Origin of the sequence: Rhodobacter capsulatus (assembly GCF_052363175.1) — a bacterium.
GTDB lineage: Bacteria > Pseudomonadota > Alphaproteobacteria > Rhodobacterales > Rhodobacteraceae > Rhodobacter > Rhodobacter capsulatus_D.
This window is the reverse complement of record NZ_CP198946.1, coordinates 373958-397043: the sequence shown is the minus strand read 5'-3', so window position 1 is coordinate 397043 and position 23086 is coordinate 373958. Positions and strand designations below refer to the sequence as shown.

Annotated in this window: 29 protein-coding genes and 1 tRNA gene; 23 read left to right on the top strand and 7 right to left on the bottom strand. The window is 63.6% G+C overall.

Going from position 1 to position 23086, the window contains the following annotated elements:
• The first annotated feature begins 48 nt into the window (after positions 1 to 48).
• Positions 49 to 555 carry a DUF4405 domain-containing protein gene (locus ACTTAI_RS02755; protein WP_444454093.1) on the top strand — a complete coding sequence of 169 codons (507 nt, stop codon included), beginning with the start codon at positions 49 to 51 and terminating at the stop codon, positions 553 to 555.
• A gap of 42 nt (positions 556 to 597) precedes the next feature.
• Here the strand turns inward: ACTTAI_RS02755 and ACTTAI_RS02750 are convergent, their stop codons facing one another.
• Positions 598 to 1446 (bottom strand): asparaginase domain-containing protein, encoded by an 849-nt coding sequence (locus ACTTAI_RS02750; protein WP_444454091.1) that lies wholly within the window; start codon positions 1444 to 1446, stop codon positions 598 to 600.
• Between the two features lie 292 nt (positions 1447 to 1738).
• On the opposite strand from ACTTAI_RS02750, the gene ACTTAI_RS02745 reads away from it, so the two are divergent.
• Positions 1739 to 2002 carry a hypothetical protein gene (locus ACTTAI_RS02745; RefSeq protein ID WP_444454089.1) on the top strand — a complete coding sequence of 88 codons (264 nt, stop codon included), beginning with the start codon at positions 1739 to 1741 and terminating at the stop codon, positions 2000 to 2002.
• Between the two features lie 358 nt (positions 2003 to 2360).
• On the opposite strand, the gene ACTTAI_RS02740 is transcribed toward ACTTAI_RS02745, so the two are convergent.
• Together ACTTAI_RS02740 and ACTTAI_RS02735 are read right to left on the bottom strand one after the other, a co-directional pair.
• Positions 2361 to 3800 (bottom strand): IS1182 family transposase, encoded by a 1440-nt coding sequence (locus ACTTAI_RS02740; RefSeq protein WP_444454087.1) that lies wholly within the window; start codon positions 3798 to 3800, stop codon positions 2361 to 2363.
• A 390-nt stretch (positions 3801 to 4190) separates the two neighbouring features.
• Entirely contained in the window at positions 4191 to 5756 is a 1566-nt protein-coding gene (locus ACTTAI_RS02735; RefSeq protein WP_444454086.1) for a terminase gpA endonuclease subunit, read from the bottom strand.
• Between the two features lie 130 nt (positions 5757 to 5886).
• Between ACTTAI_RS02735 and ACTTAI_RS02730 the strand changes: the two genes are divergently transcribed.
• The 8 genes from ACTTAI_RS02730 to ACTTAI_RS02695 all read left to right on the top strand — a co-directional run bounded on the left by ACTTAI_RS02730 (position 5887) and on the right by ACTTAI_RS02695 (position 12923).
• Positions 5887 to 8055, top strand: coding sequence for a tyrosine-type recombinase/integrase (locus ACTTAI_RS02730; protein ID WP_444454084.1), 2169 nt, complete (start codon positions 5887 to 5889; stop codon positions 8053 to 8055).
• 5 nt (positions 8056 to 8060) lie between these two features.
• On the top strand, positions 8061 to 8285 hold the full coding sequence (locus ACTTAI_RS02725) for a hypothetical protein (protein WP_444454082.1): 225 nt from the start codon (positions 8061 to 8063) through the stop codon (positions 8283 to 8285).
• Positions 8286 to 8416: 131 nt separating this feature from the next.
• Positions 8417 to 8743, top strand: a complete 327-nt coding sequence (locus ACTTAI_RS02720) for a hypothetical protein (protein WP_444454080.1) — start codon at positions 8417 to 8419, stop codon at positions 8741 to 8743.
• Positions 8744 to 9092: 349 nt separating this feature from the next.
• Positions 9093 to 9314, top strand: a complete 222-nt coding sequence (locus tag ACTTAI_RS02715) for a hypothetical protein (protein WP_444454078.1) — start codon at positions 9093 to 9095, stop codon at positions 9312 to 9314.
• Between the two features lie 95 nt (positions 9315 to 9409).
• The gene (locus ACTTAI_RS02710) at positions 9410 to 10492 is read left to right on the top strand and encodes a helicase RepA family protein (protein ID WP_444454076.1); all 1083 of its coding nucleotides are present in this window, start codon (positions 9410 to 9412) and stop codon (positions 10490 to 10492) included.
• Between the two features lie 173 nt (positions 10493 to 10665).
• A complete protein-coding gene (locus ACTTAI_RS02705; RefSeq protein WP_444454074.1) occupies positions 10666 to 10851 on the top strand; it encodes a hypothetical protein in 186 nt (61 codons plus the stop codon).
• A gap of 1 nt (position 10852) precedes the next feature.
• Entirely contained in the window at positions 10853 to 11233 is a 381-nt protein-coding gene (locus ACTTAI_RS02700) for an HNH endonuclease signature motif containing protein (protein ID WP_444454073.1), read from the top strand.
• Between the two features lie 22 nt (positions 11234 to 11255).
• Positions 11256 to 12923, top strand: a complete 1668-nt coding sequence (locus ACTTAI_RS02695) for a terminase large subunit (RefSeq protein ID WP_444454071.1) — start codon at positions 11256 to 11258, stop codon at positions 12921 to 12923.
• A gap of 97 nt (positions 12924 to 13020) precedes the next feature.
• Here the strand turns inward: ACTTAI_RS02695 and ACTTAI_RS02690 are convergent, their stop codons facing one another.
• Both ACTTAI_RS02690 and ACTTAI_RS02685 read right to left on the bottom strand, forming a co-directional pair.
• Complete coding sequence (locus ACTTAI_RS02690; protein ID WP_444454069.1) at positions 13021 to 13239, bottom strand: hypothetical protein; 219 nt, start codon at positions 13237 to 13239, stop codon at positions 13021 to 13023.
• A gap of 5 nt (positions 13240 to 13244) precedes the next feature.
• On the bottom strand, positions 13245 to 13448 hold the full coding sequence (locus tag ACTTAI_RS02685; protein WP_444455688.1) for a helix-turn-helix domain-containing protein: 204 nt from the start codon (positions 13446 to 13448) through the stop codon (positions 13245 to 13247).
• A gap of 170 nt (positions 13449 to 13618) precedes the next feature.
• Between ACTTAI_RS02685 and ACTTAI_RS02680 the strand changes: the two genes are divergently transcribed.
• The 9 genes from ACTTAI_RS02680 to ACTTAI_RS02640 all read left to right on the top strand — a co-directional run bounded on the left by ACTTAI_RS02680 (position 13619) and on the right by ACTTAI_RS02640 (position 19392).
• Positions 13619 to 13786 (top strand): hypothetical protein, encoded by a 168-nt coding sequence (locus ACTTAI_RS02680; RefSeq protein WP_444454067.1) that lies wholly within the window; start codon positions 13619 to 13621, stop codon positions 13784 to 13786.
• Positions 13783 to 14007 (top strand): hypothetical protein, encoded by a 225-nt coding sequence (locus ACTTAI_RS02675; protein WP_444454066.1) that lies wholly within the window; start codon positions 13783 to 13785, stop codon positions 14005 to 14007. Before ACTTAI_RS02680 ends, ACTTAI_RS02675 begins: the two co-directional genes overlap by 4 nt.
• Before the next feature lie 67 nt (positions 14008 to 14074).
• Complete coding sequence (locus ACTTAI_RS02670; RefSeq protein WP_444454064.1) at positions 14075 to 14773, top strand: hypothetical protein; 699 nt, start codon at positions 14075 to 14077, stop codon at positions 14771 to 14773.
• 80 nt (positions 14774 to 14853) lie between these two features.
• Positions 14854 to 16095, top strand: a complete 1242-nt coding sequence (locus ACTTAI_RS02665; protein ID WP_444454062.1) for a phage major capsid protein — start codon at positions 14854 to 14856, stop codon at positions 16093 to 16095.
• On the top strand, positions 16095 to 16367 hold the full coding sequence (locus tag ACTTAI_RS02660; protein WP_444454060.1) for a head-tail connector protein: 273 nt from the start codon (positions 16095 to 16097) through the stop codon (positions 16365 to 16367). The genes ACTTAI_RS02665 and ACTTAI_RS02660 overlap by 1 nt, the downstream gene beginning before the upstream one ends.
• A complete protein-coding gene (locus tag ACTTAI_RS02655) occupies positions 16364 to 16897 on the top strand; it encodes an HK97 family phage prohead protease (RefSeq protein WP_444454058.1) in 534 nt (177 codons plus the stop codon). The genes ACTTAI_RS02660 and ACTTAI_RS02655 overlap by 4 nt, the downstream gene beginning before the upstream one ends.
• Positions 16894 to 18078 carry a phage portal protein gene (locus ACTTAI_RS02650; protein WP_444454056.1) on the top strand — a complete coding sequence of 395 codons (1185 nt, stop codon included), beginning with the start codon at positions 16894 to 16896 and terminating at the stop codon, positions 18076 to 18078. The genes ACTTAI_RS02655 and ACTTAI_RS02650 overlap by 4 nt, the downstream gene beginning before the upstream one ends.
• Positions 18078 to 18260, top strand: coding sequence for a hypothetical protein (locus tag ACTTAI_RS02645; protein WP_444454054.1), 183 nt, complete (start codon positions 18078 to 18080; stop codon positions 18258 to 18260). Before ACTTAI_RS02650 ends, ACTTAI_RS02645 begins: the two co-directional genes overlap by 1 nt.
• Positions 18244 to 19392 carry a tyrosine-type recombinase/integrase gene (locus tag ACTTAI_RS02640; RefSeq protein ID WP_444454053.1) on the top strand — a complete coding sequence of 383 codons (1149 nt, stop codon included), beginning with the start codon at positions 18244 to 18246 and terminating at the stop codon, positions 19390 to 19392. Before ACTTAI_RS02645 ends, ACTTAI_RS02640 begins: the two co-directional genes overlap by 17 nt.
• A 6-nt stretch (positions 19393 to 19398) precedes the next feature.
• Here ACTTAI_RS02640 and ACTTAI_RS02635 read toward each other — a convergent pair.
• Positions 19399 to 19475, bottom strand: a tRNA-Arg gene (locus ACTTAI_RS02635).
• Between the two features lie 111 nt (positions 19476 to 19586).
• The gene (locus ACTTAI_RS02630; protein WP_444454051.1) at positions 19587 to 20990 is read right to left on the bottom strand and encodes a sensor histidine kinase; all 1404 of its coding nucleotides are present in this window, start codon (positions 20988 to 20990) and stop codon (positions 19587 to 19589) included.
• A 279-nt stretch (positions 20991 to 21269) separates the two neighbouring features.
• Here ACTTAI_RS02630 and rpmH point away from each other — a divergent pair, with 279 nt between their 5' ends.
• The 4 genes from rpmH to ttcA are packed head-to-tail and all read left to right on the top strand — an operon-like array spanning position 21270 to position 23069.
• Entirely contained in the window at positions 21270 to 21404 is a 135-nt protein-coding gene (rpmH, locus tag ACTTAI_RS02625) for a 50S ribosomal protein L34 (RefSeq protein WP_013066095.1), read from the top strand.
• 18 nt (positions 21405 to 21422) lie between these two features.
• Positions 21423 to 21926 (top strand): ribonuclease P protein component, encoded by a 504-nt coding sequence (gene rnpA / locus ACTTAI_RS02620; RefSeq protein WP_444454049.1) that lies wholly within the window; start codon positions 21423 to 21425, stop codon positions 21924 to 21926.
• Positions 21923 to 22192, top strand: a complete 270-nt coding sequence (gene yidD, locus ACTTAI_RS02615; RefSeq protein ID WP_444454047.1) for a membrane protein insertion efficiency factor YidD — start codon at positions 21923 to 21925, stop codon at positions 22190 to 22192. Before rnpA ends, yidD begins: the two co-directional genes overlap by 4 nt.
• Entirely contained in the window at positions 22185 to 23069 is an 885-nt protein-coding gene (ttcA, locus tag ACTTAI_RS02610; protein WP_444454045.1) for a tRNA 2-thiocytidine(32) synthetase TtcA, read from the top strand. Before yidD ends, ttcA begins: the two co-directional genes overlap by 8 nt.
• Positions 23070 to 23086 lie beyond the last annotated feature (17 nt).

Here is a 23086-nt window from a genome sequence, read left to right as displayed (position 1 = left end):
CCTCTCAGGCCCCCGGGGATGAGCCCCGGCCCCACAGAAAGCACTGTCATGAATGATCTTTTCAACCGCTACGCCACGCCCTTCATCACCGGGCTTTTCCTTGTTTCGCTGATCTCCGGCGTCGCCCTTTTCTTCCATGTCGGGCAGGCGACCTTCCACGAGATGCACGAAATCCTGTCGATGGTGCTGATCCTGCCCTTCGTGCTGCACGTCTGGAAGAACTGGCGCTCGGTCACCAATTACATCAAGCGCGCGCCGATGTGGATCGCGCTGGTGGTGTCGCTCGTGATCTCGATCCCCTTCGCGATCCCCTCGGGGGAAGGCCGCTCGGGCCCGCCGCAATTCGCGCTGGCGATGGCGGTGATGAATGCGAAGATTGCAGATGTGGCGCAGGTCTTTGGCACCGATGGCGCGACGCTGGCCGCGAAACTGACCGCCGCCGGGCTGAAAGTGACCGGACCAGATCAGACGCTGGCTGCCGTGGGAACCGCCTCGGGCACATCGACCGAAGCCGTGGCAGCGGCGCTGCTCAGCGCCACAGCCCCCGCGCAATAAGCCCGTTCGACCGAATGGGGCCCTTCGGGGCCCCTTTTCGTATCACGCGAGCCAAAGCCGGATCAGCGCCGCCTCGGGCGTTTCCTTGCCACCGTTCTCGACCCCCGCAGCCCAGAGGCCCGCCCCCGCCGCATAAGCCCCCGGCGCCAGCCCGCCCGCCTCGCATTGGCTGACCGCGCGCAACCGCTTGCCCGCGGCCACGGCGCCGCGCAGGGCGTCGAGAATCGCGGGGTCGTTCATCACCGTGCCCGCACCAAAGACCCGCAGCACCGCGCCATCGAGCGCGTCCAGCATCGCCGCAAGCGCCGCCCCCGGCAGACCGGGCGAGAGCGTCAGCACCGCCAGCCGCCGCGCCGGATCGAAGCGGCGGGTTTTCGGCGCGGGCGCGTGATCCTGTGGCTGGCTGCGAAAGGCATCGCGGGCATGGCTGTCGTGCTTCACCAGCCCGGCCGCCGCCATCAGCCGCCCGTCGAAGGCCAGATCGACCCCCATCCCGGGCGCATGGGCGGCGGCGAGCGCCAGATCGAGATTGCGCTCGGCATCGCCCCCCTGCCCGAGCGGCAGCATCGAGCCGCACAGAATCACCCGACGCTCGGTCCCCGCCAGCGCCTGCGCCAGCGCCGCCCCGGTGAAGGCCATCGTGTCGGTGCCATGCGTCACCAGCGCAGGCACGCCGGGATGGGCATCAAGCGCGTCGAGAATCGCGTTCCAGTCGGCGGGACCGATGTCGGCACTGTCGCGCAGCGGCCGAAAGACATGGGTGTGCAGAACGGCGCCAACGGGCAGACGCTCGGCCAGCGCCGCCTCGACCAGACCGGGCTTCGGCGCCAGACCCAGTGGCCCGGGGGCCATGCCGATCGTGCCACCGGTATGGATCAGAAGCAGGGTCATCGCTCTCTCCCAAAGCCGCGCCTTGTGTGCGCCATAGGGCGAAGGGCCCGGCCGGGCAATAAAAAACACGCCCGAAGGCGTGGCTTTCATCGGTAGTGTCCACGGTGCTGGTGTAATTTCATCGCCGCCAGCGGTGTGATCCTGGGTGGCCATCGAGGTGTAAGATCGAGGTGGAGTTTGGCGACTTCAATCACGGAGCTTACGGAGAGGCGTTGTTGCAGAAAGGTGGCCTGGGGGAAGCCCCGGCTGCGTCCTCCACCGCTGCCGGGGCTTTTGTTTGAGGAGTCATCGCGTGCCGACAGAAGTCATCATCGAGCCGCAGTTCCGCTGGAACTCACGCCGCTTGCCGCCGCCGCCCGGCCTTGAAGGCCGCAAGCTGGCCGAATGGGCGCGCGGCTGGCGCAGCCTGCACAAGTGGTTCCGCTACCAGATGCCAGAAAACGAACGCTATTGGTTCGCTGTCTACGAAGTTATCGGCCTGGCTGCCACGGAAGCCTTGCTTGGTGAGAGGGGTGAGTTCAGAATCGACTCGCTTGGCAACTGGCCCGATCTGTGAGATAATCAACAGAACTTATTTATATTCACTGTGAGCAATAAGCCGTCAATAGGTGCCGAATGATCGAGACGAAAATAATCTATCGAGTCGATGGACACGAATATGTGGTCGTGGAACAGGAAAGAGGAAATTATCTCTGCCGCAAGGTTGGGGAAGAGGGTTGAAAGGTGTATTATTTCAATAGCTCCACTCACGAAGGGCCGAGGCTGTGTCAAAAGCCGGCCAGATGGCTTGCATACAAGGCGCGCGGGTGCCTCTGCGGGTTCGGCGCCCCGAAGGCGGCATTTGATCCGGTCGCCGGCGGGATCGCCTGCCAGCCTTTCTTTTGTGGCCCGCGAAACGGCTTTCTCTCGGGATTTCATCCCTGGATCGCCTCCATCAATCCCCGGATGCCGACTAGGGCGATCATCCGCTTGATGTTGTAAGCAAGCACGTTCAGCGCCATCTCGGTGCGCACGTTCTTCAGGCGGCGGGTCAGGAAATGGGTGTAGCCCATCCAGCCCTTGATCGTGCCGAAGGGGTGCTCGACCGTGCAGCGGCGCAGTGTCATCGGATCCGGGTCGCGGCTCAATCGTTCCCGCATGGCGTCGATCAGAGGCTCGTGCTCCCAGCGGGTGATCCGGCGCTCCGTGCCGGAGGTGCAGCGGCCTTTCACGGGGCAGGTCTGGCAGCCGTTGATCCAGTAGCGGCGAACCTGCAGGCCCCCTTCCTCACGGGTATAGCGATAGATGAGTTCGTTGCCAGCCGGGCAGGTGTAGATGTCGCGGGCCGGGTCATAGAGGAAATCGGCCTTCACGAACCACCCCTTGGCCGCATTGCCCGAGGTCGCGGGGCGCGGCACCGTCGTGGTGATGCCCGCGGCGTGGCACGACAGGATTTCGGCGCCGCTGAAGTACCCCTTGTCCGCGAGGACGTTCAGATCTTCACGGCCCAGGGCGGTTTTGGCGGCGATCGCCATCTGGCTGAGCTGATCGCGGTCGAAACCCTGATTGGTGACCTCATGCGCGACGATCAGATGGGTCTCGGTGTCGACCGCACTTTGCACGTTGTAGCCGACCATGCCGCTGTGCCGGGCACTGGTCGCCATCGCGCGGGCGTCGGGATCGGTCAGGGAAATCTGGCCATCAGGCGCGTCGGCGAGGGCTTTTTCCATCGCTTGCAACCGTGCGATCTCCTGCCGGATGCGACCGTAACGACGGGCAAGATGGGCCACCTTCTCGGCCCGGGCCTCGCCAGCTTCCTGCCGGTCGATCCGCACCATGACATCGATATAGCGGGCGACATCGGCCTCGAGATGGGCAAGGCGGCTGGCGATCTTGTTCTTGGTGAAGTTCTTGTCGCGATTGTTTGCCGCCTTGAATTTGCTGCCATCGATGGCGACGGCATCCCCTTTGAGAACCCCGATCCGGCGGCACAGCTCGACAAACCGGGCGCAGGTCTTGCGGATCGCGACGCCGTTCTGACGGCGGAATTCGGCGATCGTCTTGTGATCGGGGACCAGGCGACCAGTCAGCCACATCACCTCGACATTGCGCCCGGCTTCACGTTCCAGGCGGCGGCTGGAGGGGATCCGGTTCAGGTATCCATAGATGAAAAGCTTGAGGAGGACCGCAGGATGATACCCGGGCCGCCCTGTCCGGGCCGACGACGCGCGCACGAAACCAAGGCCGGGCAGGTCGAGTTCCTCGACGAAGAGATCGACGACGCGGACCAACTCATCCTCGCCGATCCAGTCCTCGAGGCGGTCGGGAAAAAGCACCGTCTGGCCACGCTGCACGCCCTCGATGAAACCTGCCATGCTGATCTCCCGCTCTCACGGAATCGTAGCACGGTGCCGGGTTTTGACACAGCCTCGGCCCTTTGAAGATCCGCCCGTTAATATCGGTGATTGGCTTTAGTCTAATAGTTATTGCTTAATAATTGAGAAAATTGAAGGCGTGTGGAGGGAAATGGACGAATCAGACTATAGCAATGCAGCAGATAGATTGCTTGGGGAAACGCAAGCTCGAATGGATTTCGAAGAGTTCATACGGCATCTCCGTTTGACCACTGATGATGAGGTTAGCCTTTCTGGACGACTTCTTGACATGATCGGTGATGCATTTTATCGACCCCCATATGAAAATTACACGAATGAGTTTTTTGCGTCAAATTGCTCTTGCTGTCGTGCGCGCTAATGTCAGATAAATCACCCTCCCAACCACTTTGATTTAACCACGGTCGCTGCCTTTCGGGGCGCCGCTGCGCTTGCAAGCTCTGCCGCCCGCAAGTCTTCACGTTGCCCGATGATCTGACGCACGGCAAGCGCGTAAACGGTGGCGTCCAGCGTCTCTGCACGCTTGCCCTTGATCCGCTCGAACCGGGCTTCGGGCTTGCCGCGAACATAACGCACAACGCGCCGCTCCGAGGTCAGTTGCTCGAAATAGATCGGTTGCAGGGCTTGCCCGAACCGAATCCCCTGAGACCGGGTCAGTCGCGCAAACAGGGCCGATTTCGCAGCGTCGACTCCCATAAGCCAAAGGTGTTGTCCCTTGGTTCCCGAACGCTGGAAGACCGGGCGCGAGAAGCCCGGAACGCCTTTGATCGGCACGACACGGCGCTCGAAGCGCGGTTTGCAATATGCCATGACGTGTTGCAGGTGCCCGCCGTCCGAGGAGTCAACGGCGCAAGCGTCAATGCGGATCGTGCCGCCGTTCGGATGCTGCCAGCTTTTCTTCAGCAGCGAGTCGAGGTCTTGCCAGACACCTTCGCCGTCGATCGGCCCCCAAAACACTCGATGATCGAGCACCAGCCAATCGGAATCGGTGTGCCCCATCAGCACGACTTCAAGCCGATCGTCCTGGCAATCGACGCCCGCTGTGATCCAAAGCACGTCAGGCGGCAGGCTGTCGAGGTGGAAGGGCTCGCGCCGCGCGAAGAGCTCGTGCTCGTCCAGATCCTCGCCTTCGGACTTCCAAGCCTGGCCCAGAATGGTGTTGGTGAACACCTGCAGCGTTTCGGGCGCACGCTTGGCCGAAAGGAACTCGGCTGCCAGTTTCCCCCAGCGTGCGTTGTGATGGGGCGACACAAGGCAGTTGATCCGAAACCCGGCATGGCCCGTAACCTCGGGCGCTGTCACCCGCCAGCGGCCTTGCGCGACCATCTGCGGCTTGAACCGTTCTTCGATCAGGCATCCGCATTGCGGGCAGGCCAAAGCCGCCTTGTCGGGCTGGCCTTCCGGCCATGTGATCTGTGCCCACTCAATTTCCGAGAAGCCGCCGCATTCCGGGCAAAGGCATTCGTAAATGCGGCGATCGGACTCGGCATAAAGACGTGTGATCGGGCCGAAATCAAAGATCGGGGTCGATCCGGCGAGAATCTTGCGGTCTCTAAAGGTCATGGTTCGCATTTCGGCCAGCTTGATCGGCTCACCCTCTTGCGAGGGCTTGATCGTGGCGACCGTCGCCCCCGCCGACACGGCATCCGTGCGCGTGCGTCTGTCGGGGTTCTGAGGCTCGCCCGCAGATGCAGACTCAAGCCCGCCCCTCTTCCCCGATCGCCCCGCCGACTCGGCGCGGGCTGTCGCGTGTCGAGGCGGCGGGCTACATCGGTGTAAGCCCTGCAACCTTTGACAAGCTGGTTGCCGCTGGCGAAATGCCCAGCCCCAAGCGCATCGGAACCCGGAGAATCTGGGACTGTCGCGCTTTGGACTTGGCGTTTGACGCCCTTCCGGGTGAGGACTCAGCCCCCGAAACGAACGATTGGGACTGAGCATGAAGCAACTTCGAAAACCGCCCAAATACTGCCAAGGCTTCGAGGACCGACACGGCAAGGTGCGCTGGTATTACCGCCGCCCCGGCTTTCCGCGTCTGGCCTTGCCCGGCCTGCCGTGGTCGCCCGAGTTCATGGCCGCATATGAAAAGGCGTCGATCGGCGAACGTGTCGAAATCGGCAAGGACCGCAGCAAACCGGGCACCGTCTCTGCACTGGTGGCGAGCTACTATCGCACCTCGGACTTCAAGGGCCTGAGCGACTCCACGAAGGCCACCTATCGCGGGATCATCGAACGCTTCCGCGCCGAACATGGTGACAAGCGCGTTGCCCAGATGGAGCGGCGGCATGTGCAGAGCATCGTTGCCGCCAAAGCCGAGACGCCATCGGCTGCCAACAACCTGCTGCGGATGATTCACCTTTTGATGCGACATGCGGTGGAACTTGGCTGGCGGGGCGACGATCCGACGCGCGATGTGCGCAAGGCCAAAGAAAAGACTGGCGGCTTCCTCACATGGGAAGAAGAGCATATCGAAGCCTTTATCGCGCAGCACAAACCCGGCACCCGCGCGCATCTTGCCTTATCGCTCTTGCTCTATACGGGCCAGCGGCGTTCGGATGTGGTGAGGATGGGGCGGCAGCATGTCCGCAACGGGGTTCTGTCGATCGTGCAACAGAAGACCGGGCAGGACGTGCATATCCCTTTGCACCCTGAGCTTAAGGCGACCCTCGATCGACTGCCGCTGAATAACCTCGCCTTCCTTGTGACGGCGCAGGGGAAGCTCTTCACCCCGGCAGGCTTCACCAACTGGTTTCGCGCGATGGTGCGGGAAGCTAAACTGCCTGACAGTCTTTCACCGCACGGACTGCGGAAGGCGACGTGCCGCCGTCTTGCAGAAGTCGACGCCCTCGACAAGGTAGTGAAGGAACAGAAGGACCTGCAGACTCGCATTCAGGCCGCGAACAAGCCCGCATCTGGCGGCGGTGGCGGTCGCCGTCATGGCGGCGGTGGGGGTGGCGGCGGCAGCCGCGCCGCTGGCGCAGCCGAAGAGGAAAACGCTCTCGCCCGGCTGAAAAAGTCGGTGGATGATCGGATTCTTTCCCTCCAGAACGAGAATACCGCGCTGCAACTCGTTGCCACCGGGCAGGCCAAGAACGTCGACTCCGCGAAATTGATGGTTGAGGCCATGGCGGCGAACGGCGGTCAGATCGACGCCACCACCGGCGCAATGATCCGTCAGATTGACGCGCTGACCAAGCTCAACGAACATCTTAAGGAAGCTGCCCGCGATCCGGTGCGCGAATTCATGAACAGCCTGCCTTCTTGGCAGAAAACCGGCAACGACATCACCGAAGGCGTGATCGGCAACATCCAAAGTTCGCTGCCCGATCTCATGACGGGCGATTTCACCTTCGAAGGCCTTGCGGACGCGTTGCTTGGCACCTTCGCCGACGCCTTCGCACCGCTGGCAACCGGGGAACTGATGAAGCTCACCGGGCTGGACAAGGCGCTGACCAAGTCGAACGATTGGATTGCCGCCCTCGGGGCAAACTCCACCTTGTCCGCAGATGGCGCGGGCGTGGCGCAGGGTGGCGCGCAGGCGGGGCAATCTATCGCCGCCGCGATGACGCAGGCGGGGGCTACCGTTGCCCAGCAGATCGGCGCGGCAATGACCGGCGCGGGCGGACAGGCTCAGATTGCGCTGCAAACCGGCGTGACCTCGGGCGGGATGCAGGCGGCAAACGCGCAGCGCGCCGCCGGGATGACCCACGCAACGCAAGTTCGCGCCGCGACCATCCAAGGCGGGCAGCAACTGGGGCAAGGCGTCGTTCTTGGGTCGCAGCAAGGCGCGCCCATCCTCGCGCAGGGTGTGGCATCCGGGGCCGCGATGGGCGGCACTGGAGGCGGCTTGCTCTCGGGCGTGGGCGGCTGGAGCGGCCTTCTGACGATGGCGCTGGGGGCGTTCGAAGAGGGCGGCGTTTCCACGTCCCCCGTGGGGTTCGCCTCTGCCCCGGCATCGGCTTTCCGCCATGCGCCGCACTTCTCGCAAGGGACTACCAACACCTCGGGCATCCCGGCGGTTCTGCACCCGAACGAAGCAGTCATTCCGCTGAGCAAGGGCCGCAAGATCGGGGTGGAACTGAACGGCGACAGCGCGGCGGGGGGCAGCACCGGCCCGACCGTCCAGAACATCAACTTCCAAGTGACTACCCCCAACCCCGATGCGTTCCGCAAGTCGCGGTCTCAGGTTGAAGCAGACCTCGCCCGCGCGGGGAACCGTGGCCTGCGGAAGAACGGATAACCGCGATGTACAAAGGCCCCTCGACCTCGCCCCGCATCACCGGCGCGCTCAGCGAAGAGTTGCAGTTCACGATTGAACAGGTGCGACTCCTCTTCGAGTCCAAAATCCCCGTCATCGTGACGGAAACCGGGTACCGCATCCAATGCCTGCCCAATGGGGAGTTGCCGGTTCTCCCTTGGACGGCCCGGCCCGGTACTCTTGACCCGCAGCTAGGCGCGGATGAGTGGTGACAGTGAGAGGGGCCTAACGGCCCCTTTCTGCTACAGGGTGGCCCGCGTCAGCGACCAAAAGAATTGCTTAACCTCTTCCCCTTCCCCCCTCCGACCACCACATATCTAGGACATGTTGCAGTGAGGTGTTCATGGCTAAGAAAGTGACGATCCAAAGCGGCAAGACTTTCCCGACGTTGAAGGCCGCTCAAGAACATTTCGGAAAGATTCGGGAAGCTACTGAGCCGGGCACGCGCCTAGGGGAACCGGACAGGTCGGACGTTTTGGACATTTACCGTCGGTACTGTTCAGCAACCAACTGGCAGGCAGAAGACGTGGTTGACGTCATAACCGAATGGGACAACCGGCAGCGTCCGGCTAGGAACTATGCGCAGACCAAGGCCCTAGCAGTGGTCACGGCTTCCGGCGCAACAAGCGTTTTCAGCATCGACAGGGCACTTGCAGCGATTGCGGTTTAACCGGATCGGCCCGCGTCAGCGGGTTCCATGGAGTCGGATCGTCTCCACAGGGCGATTCGGCTTCAAGCTGACTTTGCAGATGATACGCGGGCGCTGATACGCGCGCCCCGGCACTGTATCAGCATCGTATCAGTATCATAGCGACCCCCGGAGGGGATTTCTCTAACATACTGATTTTATTGGAGGAAGTGGCGGACCCGGAGCGATTCGAACGCCCGACCCTCAGATTCGTAGGCTGCAAAAGCCCATTGAATTGCAAGGATTCTCGTTCAAACCAAGCGCGAATGAAGGCGTTTCCGGTCAAGGGCTTACGATTTCACTGCAAACCGGGAAAACCGGCTCGAATCCGATGCAGTCTTTCGCAAAGGACGCCCACAAGCGCGCGGCGCGGTTGCTGGCCTACGGCCTGACCCTCGACACGCCCGAGGGCTGGCAGGCGGTGGCGAATGTCTGGGCGGTGCGGCTTTCGCCCGGTGAACGCGCCGCAATCCTGATGGCCGCGCTTCATTCGCTGCACCCGGCACAAGCTGAGGTGATCTGTCGGCACGCTTTCGACGGGGTGTCGTCATGAGTTCGGAGAATGGGCAAGGCCCCCCGAGGGAAGACGGCATTGACCGAGTGCGCGCGGCCTTTGCGAAGGCCGAAGAGGTCGCGCCACCCCCCGGAATGGGGAACGTCAAGAATTTGGCCGAAGAGCGCCACAAGCGCCGGTCCCGCGCGCATGAACTCTTTGAACGCTTCGTTCCAGCGGTGGAGATCGAGCCGAACCTTGACCCGGAATATCTGGTCAAGGGGTGGCTCATTCCGAAATCGCTTTCCGTGGTCTACGGCCAACCCAACGTGGGCAAGAGCTTCTTCGCCCTCGATCTGGCCCATGCGATCGCGCGTGGCAGGCCGTGGGGAAGCTGCCGGGTGCGCAAATCGCTTGTCGTCTATGTGACGATGGAAGGCGGCGCGGGCTTCGACATGCGGGTGAAAGCCCTGGGAGATCCGTGCTTTTGGGTGCTGCCGATCACCCTTTCCTTCATGGACCCCCGCCGAGATCCGACATTCCTTGCCGAAGCCGTCAACATGCTGGCGAAGACGCACGGGCCTTGCGGCCTGATCGTGATCGACACGCTTGCGCGGGCGATGCCAGGGGGCGACGAAAACGCCTCTCAGGACATGGGCAAGCTGGTGGCATCCGCCGAGACGCTGAAAGAACGCACCGGCGCGCATGTCATGCTCATTCACCACGCAGGCAAGAACGCGGCCCTCGGGGCGCGCGGGCACAGTTCCTTGCGCGCGGCGATCGACACCGAAATCGAAATCACGAAGGAGGAAGGACAGGACATCATCGAAGCGAAGGCCACGAAACAGCGCGACATGCAGGCGGGCAGCACGTTCCGCTATCGGTTGCGGCAAGTGATACTCGGGCAGGACCGAGACGGGGACGAGGTGACAACCTGCGTCGTGGAGCGGGCAGCCGAAGGCGAGGAGCCGCGGCGGGCTACGGTGAAGGGCAAGGCCGAGCTGGCCTTGCAGGCGCTCCAGACGGCCACGGAAAAGCACGGTGTGACCCGCCAAGGCTCCGACTATCCGCAGTGTCGCAGCGTGACCACGGAACAGTGGAAGGAAGCCTGCGAACTGCACGGGCTTTACGAGAATGTTTCGCCTGCATCCGAGCGCAAGACCTTCTCGCAGGCGAAGGAAGCCCTGCTCAAGAAGGGCCTTGTCCGCTGCTTTGGCGATGTGTGGTGGCTGGCATGAGAGGGCGGGATAAAGCGGGATATCCCGGCCTATCCCACCATATCCCGCCAGCCGGGATAGGACGGGATGAACGGGATATCCCCCTAAAGGGGGATATACCCGCTTTATCCCGGCCCCACCTATCCCGGCTGCCCCGGCAACTGACGAAAGGGAACACGAGGATGAAGGGACCGATGAAGACCCCGACGAGGGAAGCCGCTGCCGATCTGGCCGCGCAACTCAAGGCCAGCGAATACGGGTTGATGGATGCCGTGGTGAAAGGTGGCTTGAAGCTTCGAGAGGCGGGCAAGCTGGTGGACATGCACCGCAAGCTGCGCTCGTTGCGTTACGAGATCGAGGTTCAGGCGGGGATCTGGTGACGTGGCACAGTGGCCCTACAACACGTCGAAGTGGGCAAGGCTGCGCGAGGCGAAGCTTGCGGAAACCCCGCTTTGCGAAATCTGTGCGCGGCGCGGCCTGACCGAGGAAGCCATTGCCGTTGACCACTTCCAGCCGGTGAACCAGGGCGGGCATCCATTCCCACCGCTGACCGGCCTGCTTTCGCTGTGCCTGTCGTGTCACAACGAGAAGACCGCCGCATTCGATCGACCCGGCGGGCAATCCTTCCGCCGTCGCTTCAAGGGCTTCGATGCGGAAGGCAACCCGATCGACCCCTTCGACGTGTGGCATGGGGGTGGGGGGCCTTCAAGGACGAGGAAGCCAAAGCCCCGGACCGACGCCCTAAGACGACTGCAGACTTAATTAAAACAGGGACTTAACCAGAATGGGCCAGCGCGGAATCGGAGCGAAGCCGAAGCACCTGCACCTTGTCGAAGGGCGCGGGCCTGACCTGTTTAACCCAGATGGATACCGCCCGCAGGCCGTGCCGATGCCGTGGGAAGCGCCGGGCCTGAGCCGCGTCGATCGGGTGATCGCCTTCCTCGAAAGCCTGCCGATCACCCAGGGCAAGCTTGCGGGGCAAAAGCTGCGTGTGCGCCCGTGGCAGCGGGATTTCCTCGAAGCCGTCTACACCGAAGACGACGAAGGCACCCGCCCGGTGCGAACCGCCGTGCTGTCGATGCCGCGCAAGAACGGCAAGACCCAGATCGTCGCGGGCCTCGCCCTGTGCCACCTGCTGGGCCCCGAGGCCGAGCAACGCGGCGAAGTCTATGCCGCCGCCAACGACCGCTTCCAGTCGGGCAAGACCTTCAACGAGATCGTGGCAATCCTCGAAGAGTTCCCCGAGATCGAGGCGCGGGTGAACGTGGTCAAGTTCCGCAAGGAGATCGAGGTTTTGACCGGCCCCGGCAAGGGCTCGATCTTCGCCGCCCTGTCGGCCGACGCGGCAGGCAAGCACGGGCTTTCCCCGTCCTTCATCGTCTATGACGAACTCGGGCAGGCCCCGAAGCGCGACCTGTATGAGGCGCTCGATACCGCCATGGGCGCGCGGGATAACCCGCTGATGGTGGTGATTTCCACGCAAGCCGCCGATGATCACGCGATCATGTCCGAGCTGGTGGACTACGGCCAGCGGGTGAACGCGGGCGAGCTGGAAGACCCGGCCTTTCACCTGACCTTTTACGGCGCGGCCCCCGAGGATGATCCGTGGCACCCCGACACCTGGGCGAAAGCCAACCCGGCCCTGGGCGACTTCCGCAGCCTGTCGGACGTGGAACGGCAAGCCGCCCAGGCGCAGCGGATGCCAAGCGCGGAACATTCCTTCCGCAACCTGATCCTGAATCAGCGGGTGTCGGCGCATGTGCGCTTCATCGCCAAGGCCGAATGGGATCTGAACAGCGCCGCGCCGAATCTCGATCGGCTCAAGGGGCGGCCCTGCTTCGGGGGCCTCGACCTGTCGCAAAGCCGCGACCTGACCGCCTTCGTTCTGGTCTTCCCCGACGACGCCGGGGCCTTCGACGTGCTGGCGAAGTTCTACCTGCCCGAGCAAGGGCTGCGCGACAAGGCCGAGGCCGACCGGGTGCCCTATGACGTCTGGGCACGGCAAGGCTACCTGACGGCGATTCCCGGGGCCACGGTGGACCCGTCCTTTGTCGCCCAGGACATTGCCGAGGCGGCGGCGGAATATGACCTGCAAGGGCTGGCCTATGACCGCTGGCGCATCGAGGATCTGCGGCGCGAGCTGCGCGAGATCGGGGCCGAGCTGCCGCTACGCGAGTTCGGCCAGGGCTTCCGCGACATGGCCCCGGCGATCGACCTTTTCGAGCGCCTTGCCGCCGAGGGGCAGCTGCGCCACGGCGGGCACCCGATCCTGACCATGTGCGCGGCGAATGCCGTGATCGAGCGCGACGCGGCGGGCAACCGCAAGCTGGCCAAGCACAAGAGCACGGGGCGCATTGATGGCATGGTGGCGCTGGCGATGGCGCTTGGGACAGCGAACAGGCCGGAAGAGGGCGAGACCCTTCCGGCCTGTCTGGCCGAGTTTTTGGACTAGGCAGGACGCGCCTGCGGAAAGACTCCCCGCAAAGCGTCCCCGTTACTCGGTGAGTGGGCAAACCCCGAGAGAGCGCGGCCCTCGCAAGGCGCGGCGCTCAAGCGCCCTTGAAGTTCCTTGCCATGAAGCTTTCGACGTATCCCATAGTGTTGGGCGAGCCCCTGAGCGCAAAATTGCAAACCACGACCAGTTCAAAAAACGCGGCGTCGGTTGCTTTGGGAGAGTAGCCGGTTTGCGTTATCCACAGTTCGCGAGCCAATTGTGCGGTAACCGCAGCAAGGCCCGTATCCTCAATTCTTACGGTTTGGTCAGCCATTGAAATCACCTCTTTGCCAAGCGGACGCCAACGCCTCCGCCATTCTCAGGTATGAACTCAACCCCGGCGTTTTCAAGAGCGACCCTGATCGCCGCAACGGTGCTTTCGCGCAGGTCTTCGCCCCGCTCAAGGCGGGCAACCGTGTCGGGGGAAACGCCCGCAGCCTTCGCAAGATCGCGGACGCCGAGGCCAGTTGCCGCCCGAGCCATTTTGCATTGCACCGCGTTCATTCGTAACCCTGTTCTGATTTGTGTTGACGGACCGTCACGTTCTTGCGTATCGTAACCATGTTCCGAAATTCACGCAAGGAAGCAACACCATGTCTTCGATCAACCCCGCTTCGGGGAACGCCCCGGGCTTGCCACTTGGAGGATCTGAAATGACGGCGACCGACGTTCTTCGCCACAAGAGGACCGAAGAATTCAAGCGTCGAGTCGAGGCGCTTTCCGAACAGGGCCAGGTCCAACTGCTGAGCCTCTTGCGGGAACTTGCCGCCGAATCGGCCAGCGGCGACCTCTCGAAGCAAACCCGGGAGGCCCCGAAATGATGGCGACCGACGCCCTGAGCCCCGAGAAAGGCGACCTGAGACTGGCCGGGAATCGGGCCTATCTTGCCACCGCGATCATCACCACTTGCCGCCTTGCGCTGGAGAACGACACCACGTCGCTTGACGATCGGGCCGCGCGCGAGAGGGTGGCAAGCACCCTCGAATTCGCCGAACACCTGATGCTGCTGATCGAGGACGGCCTGTCGCTACATCCGGCTTGATGAGTCGATGGTTCACACAGGACACGGAACTCTTGACGCAGAAAAGGTTCCGTGCGTAGTGTGAAGCATGAGCGGCGATGTTGACCTGATCGGAACATTCACCGGCCCCGAGCTTGAAAGAGCTACGGGCTTGCCCGATCGCACCGTTGAACTCTTGATCCGGGAAAACCTCATGCTTGGACGGGTAACAGAACCAGGGCGGGGAAGGCAGGCGCGCTATTCGTTCCGCGCCCTCTCCCGCATGGCCTCGATCGCCGCCCTTGCCCCCTCGACGGGCGGCTATGTCACCGCCGCGCGCATCATCAACGAAATCGCCCCCGCTCTTGAGGCGCAATATGGCAGCTTCCCCTTCGGTTTCAGCGACATGCAACGCGCCGTCTATGCGAAGCTGAAGACAAGCGAGGCGTTGCGCGGACCTGATCGGGAAATCTGTCCTTATCGGACGATCGAAACAGCGTGGCGGAATGGCCTCGAAGACGAGCGCGTCAAGCGCCCGAATGACTTTGTGATGCTGATCATAGACGGAGCCTTCGTCGGTTGGACGGTCGCGCGACCGCTTGCGACCGAAATGCCCCGCGCGATCCTGCGCTTTGAGTTCCGTGGAAAATCAGGGGGCTTCGTGTCCGAAAGCCTCGACACGCCCGAAGGCGATACGCTTTTTGCGGCGCGACTGGAAAACGCGGTTTCCGATCATCGGCTGAACATCGGCCTTGCGCTTCGCAGGGCGGTTGTTTGTGCGATCAAGAACCGGGAGGCGCTGACCTGATAAAACCGACCGGGGCGGGCCTTGTCGCCAAACTCCACCCGCCCCGGTCTTCGACCTTAACCCCAGAAAATGGAATCAAGATGAGCACTCTTAACACGTTGCGCGAAAAGCGCACGGCCAAGGTCGCGGAAATGCGCGCCCTGACCGAAGCCGCGCAGACCGCGAACCGGGATCTGAGCCAGGACGAACGCACCCGCTTCGACGCCCTCGAAGCCGAGGTGCGCGGGCTTACGAACCGCATCACCGATGCCGAAAAGCTGGCCGAGTTCGAACGCCTCGAAGAGCGCGGCGAAGCCGTTTCCGGCCCCATGTCGCGCGAGCTGCGCAACTATTCGGTGGCGAAGGCGATTGCCGAAGGCGCGGGGCAGCGGCTTTCCGGCCTCGAGGCCGAGGTTCACCAGGAGCTTTCGCGCGGGCGGGGCGAGGTGCGCGGCGTCATGGTGCCGACCGAGATCCTTTTCGAGCGGCGCGACCTGACCACGACCACGCCCGTCACCGGCCCCGGCTCGAACCTGATCGCCACGCAACTCGGGGGCCTGACCGATCGCCGCCGCGCCATGCTCAAGGTCGAAAGCCTGGGCGCGACGGTGCTGCGCGGTTTGACTGGCAACCTCGAGCTGCCCCGGTTGAGCCAAAGCGGCAGCGCGGCCTTCGTCGCGGAAGCGAGCAATGCGACCCGGAGCGACGCGGGTTTTTCGAAGGTCAGCATGGCACCCAAGACCGCAGCCGCGGAATACAAGGTGAGCCGAAAAATGCTGCTGCAAAGCTACTCTGCGCTTGAACCAATTCTGCGCAACGACCTGTCGTACCTGCTGGCGCAAAAGCTCGATGCGGTGGCGATCAAAGGCGGCGGAACCAATGAACCTGTGGGCATTCTCGCCGATTCCGGCGTGGCGCATCTGGCCGCGGCGGCACTGACTTACACCTTGACCGCCGATCTTATTGCTGCGCTTGAACTGGACGATGTGACGGGCACCCGCGCCTTTCTGACCCATCCGAAGGTTGCAACCGCGGCTCGTAAGTTCGCCGACGGCGACGGGCACTTGATCCAGCTCGCCGAGACTTTCCACAATGAGCGGCTGGAAACTTCGACCAACGTTTCGCCGAGCACGGCGGCTGCGGGTGCGGTGCCCGCGAAATACCCTCTGATCTATGGCGAATGGGCGAGCCTGCATATCGGCTACTGGTCGGGCGTCGATATTCTGGTGAACCCCTATCACGCGGACGTGGCTTCGGCGGGCGGCGCCCTGCTGCACGCCTTCCTCGATTGTGACGTGGTGGTGCGGCACAAGGAAGGCTTCCGCTGGGCCGAGGTGCAGTGATGATCACCCTGGCCGAGGCGAAGCTGCACCTGCGCGTTGACAGTGATCACGAAGACTCCGTGGTTGCCGACATGATCGAGGCGGCGGTGCAGCACCTCGCCTCGGTCGGGATCGACACTGCGCAAGACCCCGTGCCAGCGCCGTTGAAGCAGGCGGCGCTGATGCTGATCACCCACTTCTACGACTCGCGCGGGCTGGTCGAAGGTGAAGGCGCGCGGCTCTCGCCCGCGTTCTTCCGCCTGATCGCCCCCTATCGGGAGATTGCCCTGTGACACACGAACGCCGATCGCTGCCGATCGAGCTGCGCGCCAAGGGGCGGCGGCTTGAAGGCTATGCCGCGACCTTCAATACCGAAACCCGGATCGGGGGCGAGTTTACCGAAACAATCGTCCCCGGTGCGTTCAGCGCGTCGCTGGCCTCGGCGCCGGATATCATCGGGTTGGTCGATCATGACCCCAGCCGCGTTCTGGGCCGCACCCGGTCGAAGACCCTGCGTCTGGCCGAAGACACGCGCGGGCTGTCCTTCGAGTTGGATCTGCCCGACACGCAGGCAGGGCGCGACGTGCTGGCACTGGCCGAGCGCGGCGACCTGGGCGGCATGTCCTTCGGCTTCCGTGCGGTGGACGCCCCGCGCCAGGGCGACCGGCGCGAGCTGCGCAAGGTTGACCTCTTCGAGATTTCCGTGGTGTCGGCATGGCCCGCCTATCCCGAGACGGTAGTGCAGGCCCGGGCGAAAGAGCCCCTGCTGCCCGGCCTCGCCCATGCCGCCCGCGTCCTCCGTATCTTCGAGGTGTCGCAATGACCGCCGAAGACGAAACCCGCGCCACCGTTCAGACCTCTGACGCCTATCTTTCCGAGTTCTTCGGCCAGGGCGGCGGGGCGCTGTCCTATGTCGATCCTGCAAGGGCCTCGGGAACCGCCGTCGCGCATCGCTGCGTCATGCTGATTTCCGAGCTGCTGGCCTCGGTGCCGCTGCACATCTACCGGCGCGGCGAACGCGGCCAGCGCGACCGTGCCGCCGATCACCCGGCCTATTCGGTGCTGCATGACATGCCCAACCCGATGCACACCGCCTTCGACCTGCGGCAAAGCCTGATTGCCTCGATCCTGACCCACGGCAACGCCTATGCCGAGATCGAGCGCAACGGGCGCGGGCAAGTCACCGGCCTGCATCTGATCGACCCGGGCACCGTCACCGTGGAGCGGCTGCGCAGCGGGCGCTTGCGCTACACCGTGACCGGCTCGCCCTCGAAGGTGCTTTTGCAGGACGAGGTTTTGCACATTCGCTACCGCCTTGCTCGCGATGGTGTCATGGGCCAGTCGCCAATCCAGATCGGGCGCGAGACGTTCAACCTTGCCTTGTCGCAGAATGACGCGGCCTCGAAGCAAGCCGCGAAAGGTTTCCGCCCCGAGGGCGCGGTGGTCTTCGCGCAGTCGATCAACCCCAACCAGAAGGCCGATGTGCTCGACAAGCTGCGCCAGAAGATCGAGCGCAACGACACGACAAGCGGTGTTCTGGTGCTGGACGGCGGGGCCGACTGGAAGCCTTTCGCGTTCAGCTCGAAGGATGCCGAGTTCCTCGAAAGCCGGAAGCTGACCGCGCTCGATATCTGCCGCATTTACGGGGTGCCCCCCAGCGCGGCGGGCATCACCGATAACGCGACCTATTCGAACATCGGAGAGGAAAGCCGCGCCCTGGTGCAGCGATGCCTTGCCCCGATGGCCCGGCGCATCGAGCAGACCATGAACGCTGCCCTGCTGACCGAGGAAGGGCGCAAGCTGTTCTTCATCGAACATGACCTTGCGGGCCTTCTGCGGGGCGACATGGCGGCGCGTTACGCCGCATATCGTATCGGGCGCGATGGCGGATGGCTTTCGGCCAACGAGATCCGCCGCCTGGAAAACCTGCCCGAGATCGAGGGGGGCGACGACTACCTGACCCCGCTCAACATGGCGACTTCTGGAAAGCAGGAGGGTGTGTGATGGGCGAATTTAGGACCCCTACCCTCAAGAAAGCTATCAAGGCGGCCCAAGATATGGGCCTGACCGTGACCGGCTTCGAGGTCGGCAAGGACATGATCCGGGTCTTGACCGCCGCAGAGGTCAAGGACGCAGCCGATGCGGCGCTGGCAGGATGGGAAAAGGCGCATGGCAAAAACGCCTAAGCTTCCTCGCATCAACAAAGTGACCAAGCGCCTCGCCTCGGGTGAGGTCAAGGTCTACCTATATCACCGGGGCACCGGGGCACCTCTGCCGCCCCGAGATGATCCGGGGCATGTCGCGGCATGGGCTGTCGAGGAAGCCACAAAGCCCCTCGACGTGGGCAACGTCAATGCGCTGATCCGCGATTACCTTCTTAGCCTGACCTTCGAGAAAAAGGCGCTGCGCACCCAGAAGGAATACAAGCGGATGCTGACCGAGCTGGAAAAGCGGTTCGGCAAGATGCCGATCAAGGCGCTTGAAAGCCCAAGGGTGCGGGCCGTCTTTCTCGACTATCAGGAAGAAATCGGGCGCGATCGCCCGCGCGAAGCCGACAACCGGCTGACCGTGCTTTCCGTGGTGCTGGACTATGCGCGCCGTCGCGGCAAGATCAAAGAGAACCCGCTTCTTGGCTTCGAACGGCTCTATTCCGCTGACCGTTCGGAACTGATCTGGACCGAAGCCGACATCAAGAAATTCATGACCGGCGCCCCCGTCGAATTGCAGCGGGCGCTGATCCTCGCCATTCACACCGGGCAGCGTTACGGGGATCTGATCCGGCTGCGCTGGTCGGACTATGACGGCGAGTCCCTGAGCCTTGTGCAGTCGAAGGGCAAAACCCGCGTCACCGTGCATTGCACCGACGCGTTGCGCGCGATGCTGGACACCACGCCGCGCCAGTGCGCTTACATCCTCACCCGCGCCGATGGGCGCCCGTGGTTCACCGACAAGGACGATTCGCCCCTGTCGAAGGCCTGGCACACCCGCATGACCGAGGCGGGCTTCTATCCGAAGCCGTTCAAGGACATGACCAAGGACGAGAAGAAGGGCTACCTGCACTTCCACGACATGCGCGGGACCGCCGTCACGATGCTGGCCGCCGCAGGGGTTTCGGTGCCGCAGATCTGCGCCGTCACCGGGCACAGCCTGCAATCTGCAACGCGGATTCTTGAGAAGTATCTGGCCCGAACGGCTGCCATGTCGAAAGCCGCTATCTTGGCATTCCAGAACGCACCGGAAACGGCTTTTGCAAACCGACTGCAAACCGGCGCGCAACCCGTGAGTGGCGGCGCGACGAAAGCGAAAGGAAAACAATAGGATGAGTGGCGGACCCGGAGCGATTCGAACGCCCGACCCTCAGATTCGTAGTCTGATGCTCTATCCAGCTGAGCTACGGGTCCGTCGTGGGGGGCGATGTAGCCCCGCAGGAAAACCTTTGCAAGCCCGAAAACGATGAGATCGAAAGATTTCTTTTCGCCCCCCGGATTTCGGCCGGATTTCGGGGGCAGCGCTCAGACGGTGGTGTCGTCGCCCGCCAGAAGCAGCGGACGCGGCAGATGCAGGCGGAATTCGGTGCCGGTCTCGTCGGTGCGCAACAGGTCGAGCCGTCCGCCGTGACCGCGCACGAGTTCGGCCGAAATCGCCAGACCAAGCCCGGTGCCGCCCTTCTTCACCCCGCCCGAGAAGGGCTGGAACAGCCGCTCGCGCGCTTTCAGGGGCAGGCCCGGCCCGGTGTCCTGCACCCGGATCCACCAGCCCTCGGACTCGTCGCCCGCGCCGATCTCGATCGTGCCGGGCTTGCCCGTGGCCTCGATCGCCTGCCGCGCATTGCGGGCAAGGTTCGACAGCACCCGGTAAAGCTGCTCGCGGTCGGCATGGATCTCAAAGCCCGGCTGCACATCGGACAGGAATTCCACTTCGGCGGTCAGGCCCTGCTCGCCCTCGATCACCTCGGTGACAAGCCCGGCCAGATCGAAGGGTTCGAGCTTCGGCGGCGGCTCCTCGGCACGACCAAAGGCGAGGGTCGTCTCGCACAGATTGATCGCACGGCCGATCGAGCCCATCAGCTTCGGCGCCGCGCGCTGCACCGCCGGATCGTCCGAGCCCTCCATCCGGTCGGCAAACAGCTGCGCCGTGGTCAGGATGTTGCGCAGATCGTGACTGATCTTCGCCACCGCCTGACCAAGCTGTGCCAGCCGCTCCTTTTGCCGCAAGGCCGCCGTCAGCTGATGCTGCATCGAGGCGAGCGCGTCCTCGGCCACCCGCAGCTCCTCGATCCGCGCCTCGGGCCGGATGATCGTGCGGGCATCCTCGGGCGCGGCGGCATAGGCGGCCATATGGGCCACGACGCGCTTGATCGGCACCACCATCAGGCGCCGCACGAGGAAGAACAGCAGAAAGGCCGTCACCACCGAGACCACCGCCGAGAGCGACAGAAGCCGCAGACCCGATTCGATCATCGCGAGCCGCATCGGTTGGGTGGCGAGCGTCACCTCGATCACCAGACCGCCCTTCTGCACCGGATCGCCGATGACCCGGATCACATGATTCTCCGGATCGGCCAGAACCGCCAGCGCATCGCGAACCAGATTGAGGAAGGGCTCTTCGCGAAGGTCATAGGTGGCGGTGATCGGTTGCGGGATCGGCGAGGACAGCACCAGCTGGCGCACCGCATCGCGGCGCAGAACGACGTTGTAAACCCCGGCATTGTCGAGCAGTTCCTGCTCGAGGTCGGGTTCGATCATCGTATCGGTGGTCAAAAGTGCCAGCGAGGCGATCTGGGCGCGCTCGAGCCGCGTCAGCAGGTAATCTTCGCGGAAGTTGGCAAGGCCCGGCAACAGGATCAGCACTTCAGCCAACACGACGAAGACCGTCGTGAGCACAAGAAACCGCCCGGAAAGCGTGTTGACCTTCATCCTGTCCCGATCGGCGTCGATCCGCCCGGGGGTCCTTTCACCCCCTCCTCATGTCTTCGGCATTTTTATGGAATACCAAAGCCTTTTGCACCTACATAGGGGGCTGTTGGCGGTAGCGGAAGGGCGCAAACGCCGCGCCGGGGCCGGATGCGCAAAAAACCCGCGTGGGTGAATTGACTTGTGCAAAGGATGCCCCTAAAGACCGGGCTTCAATTGCAGGGCGGCCGAATCCGGCAGGAATTCAGCTGCCCCCCCGACAAGACAACCGGAGTATCCGCGATGAAACGCACTTTCCAGCCGTCGAACCTCGTTCGCGCCCGCCGTCACGGCTTCCGCGCCCGCATGGCGACCAAAGGCGGCCGCAAGGTCCTCAATGCTCGTCGCGCCCGCGGCCGCAAGGTTCTGTCGGCGTAAGGCTGACGGCCAGACCGCATGACACCGCCGGAGGCTCCCGCGACTGGCCCAGAGGGTCGGGATCCGGGAACTGCCCCGGCGGTTTCCGTTTGTCCGGCGCCCGGCGTCGTCAAACCGGTGATCACGGTCCTGCGCAAACGCGCCGATTTCCTGCGCGCCGCCTCGGCGCAGCGGATGAGCGCGCCCGGCTTTCTGGTGCAGGCGCGCAAGCGCGGCGACAGTGACGGCGCGCCCGCCGACGTGATCCGCGTCGGTTTTACCTGTTCGAAGAAACTCGGCAATGCCGTCGCGCGCAATCGCGCGAAACGGCGTCTGCGCGAAGTGGCACGGCTGGGCCTTCCGAGCCTTGGCCTGCCGGGCTGGGACTATGTCCTTGTCGGCCGCCCCGAGGCCACCGCCACCCGTGACTTCGCTGCCCTTCAGGCCGATCTTGCCCGCGCCATCACCGACCTCCACGCCGGGCGCAGCCTGAAGCCCCGCCCGCTGGGCGAGGTGCCGAAGGGGCGGAGACGGGGCAAATGAGCCCGCTCGCCTTTGTCGTCTCGCTGCCCGTGCGCGCCTATCGGCTGCTGCTTTCCCCGTGGGTCGGCCATGGCTGCCGCTATCAGCCCACCTGTTCGGCCTATGCGATGGAGGCGCTCGAACGCCACGGGGCCTTCAAGGGCAGCTGGCTTGCGGCGAAACGGGTACTCTCCTGTCACCCCTGGGGCGGGCATGGCTACGACCCGGTGCCGGGCGCCGATCCGGCCTTCGATTCGACGCGGCACAAGGATCACGACCATGTTTGACGATGACGACACCGGCCTGCCGCCGCTTCTGGCGGGGGCGCCGTCCTCGACCGAATTCAAGAAGCTGCGCAAGCGCATCCTGCGCGAGACCCGCGAGGCGATCGAGACCTATGGCATGATCAAGCCCGGCGATCGCTGGCTGATCTGCCTTTCGGGCGGCAAGGACAGCTACACGCTGCTGGCGGCCCTCGTCGAACTGAAATGGCGCGGCCTTTTGCCGGTCGAACTGCTCGCCTGCAACCTCGATCAGGGCCAGCCGGGCTTTCCGGCCACTATCCTGCCCGAGTTCCTGACCCGAATGCAGGTGCCGCACCGGATCGAATTTCAGGACACCTATTCGGTGGTCAAGGAAAAGATCCCCGAGGGCCAGACCACCTGCAGCCTGTGTTCGCGACTGCGGCGCGGCAACCTGTACCGCATCGCCCGCGAGGAAGGCTGCTCGGCCGTCGTGCTGGGGCATCACCGCGACGACATCCTCGAAACCTTCTTCATGAACCTGTTTCACGGCGGACGGCTGGCGACGATGCCGCCGAAACTGCTGAACGAGGAAGGAGATCTCTTCGTCTATCGCCCGCTTGCCTTCGTCGCCGAAGCCGATTGCGAAAAGTTTGCCCGTGGCATGAATTACCCGATCATTCCGTGCAATCTTTGCGGCTCGCAGGAAGGCTTGCAGCGGGTGCAGGTGAAGCAGATTCTCGACGGCTGGGAAGCCCGCAGCCCCGGCCGCCGTCAGGTGATGTTCCGCGCCCTGATGAACGTGCGCCCCTCGCATCTGTGCGACCCCGGCATTTTCGATTTCGCCGCGCTGATGCGGGCCGAAGCGCCAATTGCCTCGGATTTTATCGAAAACATTCCAAATTTGCGGCAAGCTCCTTAACCAATCACTGACAAAAC

Coding starts and splice junctions, on each gene's coding strand:
- ACTTAI_RS02755 (WP_444454093.1), top strand. CDS start 49: ATGAATGATCTTTTCAACCGCTACGCCACGCCCTTCATCACCGGGCTT.
- ACTTAI_RS02750 (WP_444454091.1), bottom strand. CDS start 1,446: ATGACCCTGCTTCTGATCCATACCGGTGGCACGATCGGCATGGCCCCC.
- ACTTAI_RS02740 (WP_444454087.1), bottom strand. CDS start 3,800: ATGGCAGGTTTCATCGAGGGCGTGCAGCGTGGCCAGACGGTGCTTTTT.
- ACTTAI_RS02735 (WP_444454086.1), bottom strand. CDS start 5,756: ATGCTCAGTCCCAATCGTTCGTTTCGGGGGCTGAGTCCTCACCCGGAA.
- ACTTAI_RS02730 (WP_444454084.1), top strand. CDS start 5,887: ATGGCCGCATATGAAAAGGCGTCGATCGGCGAACGTGTCGAAATCGGC.
- ACTTAI_RS02725 (WP_444454082.1), top strand. CDS start 8,061: ATGTACAAAGGCCCCTCGACCTCGCCCCGCATCACCGGCGCGCTCAGC.
- ACTTAI_RS02720 (WP_444454080.1), top strand. CDS start 8,417: ATGGCTAAGAAAGTGACGATCCAAAGCGGCAAGACTTTCCCGACGTTG.
- ACTTAI_RS02715 (WP_444454078.1), top strand. CDS start 9,093: ATGCAGTCTTTCGCAAAGGACGCCCACAAGCGCGCGGCGCGGTTGCTG.
- ACTTAI_RS02710 (WP_444454076.1), top strand. CDS start 9,410: ATGGGGAACGTCAAGAATTTGGCCGAAGAGCGCCACAAGCGCCGGTCC.
- ACTTAI_RS02705 (WP_444454074.1), top strand. CDS start 10,666: ATGAAGACCCCGACGAGGGAAGCCGCTGCCGATCTGGCCGCGCAACTC.
- ACTTAI_RS02695 (WP_444454071.1), top strand. CDS start 11,256: ATGGGCCAGCGCGGAATCGGAGCGAAGCCGAAGCACCTGCACCTTGTC.
- ACTTAI_RS02690 (WP_444454069.1), bottom strand. CDS start 13,239: ATGGCTGACCAAACCGTAAGAATTGAGGATACGGGCCTTGCTGCGGTT.
- ACTTAI_RS02685 (WP_444455688.1), bottom strand. CDS start 13,448: ATGGCTCGGGCGGCAACTGGCCTCGGCGTCCGCGATCTTGCGAAGGCT.
- ACTTAI_RS02680 (WP_444454067.1), top strand. CDS start 13,619: ATGACGGCGACCGACGTTCTTCGCCACAAGAGGACCGAAGAATTCAAG.
- ACTTAI_RS02675 (WP_444454066.1), top strand. CDS start 13,783: ATGATGGCGACCGACGCCCTGAGCCCCGAGAAAGGCGACCTGAGACTG.
- ACTTAI_RS02670 (WP_444454064.1), top strand. CDS start 14,075: ATGAGCGGCGATGTTGACCTGATCGGAACATTCACCGGCCCCGAGCTT.
- ACTTAI_RS02665 (WP_444454062.1), top strand. CDS start 14,854: ATGAGCACTCTTAACACGTTGCGCGAAAAGCGCACGGCCAAGGTCGCG.
- ACTTAI_RS02660 (WP_444454060.1), top strand. CDS start 16,095: ATGATCACCCTGGCCGAGGCGAAGCTGCACCTGCGCGTTGACAGTGAT.
- ACTTAI_RS02650 (WP_444454056.1), top strand. CDS start 16,894: ATGACCGCCGAAGACGAAACCCGCGCCACCGTTCAGACCTCTGACGCC.
- ACTTAI_RS02645 (WP_444454054.1), top strand. CDS start 18,078: ATGGGCGAATTTAGGACCCCTACCCTCAAGAAAGCTATCAAGGCGGCC.
- ACTTAI_RS02640 (WP_444454053.1), top strand. CDS start 18,244: ATGGCAAAAACGCCTAAGCTTCCTCGCATCAACAAAGTGACCAAGCGC.
- ACTTAI_RS02630 (WP_444454051.1), bottom strand. CDS start 20,990: ATGAAGGTCAACACGCTTTCCGGGCGGTTTCTTGTGCTCACGACGGTC.
- rpmH (WP_013066095.1), top strand. CDS start 21,270: ATGAAACGCACTTTCCAGCCGTCGAACCTCGTTCGCGCCCGCCGTCAC.
- rnpA (WP_444454049.1), top strand. CDS start 21,423: ATGACACCGCCGGAGGCTCCCGCGACTGGCCCAGAGGGTCGGGATCCG.
- yidD (WP_444454047.1), top strand. CDS start 21,923: ATGAGCCCGCTCGCCTTTGTCGTCTCGCTGCCCGTGCGCGCCTATCGG.
- ttcA (WP_444454045.1), top strand. CDS start 22,185: ATGTTTGACGATGACGACACCGGCCTGCCGCCGCTTCTGGCGGGGGCG.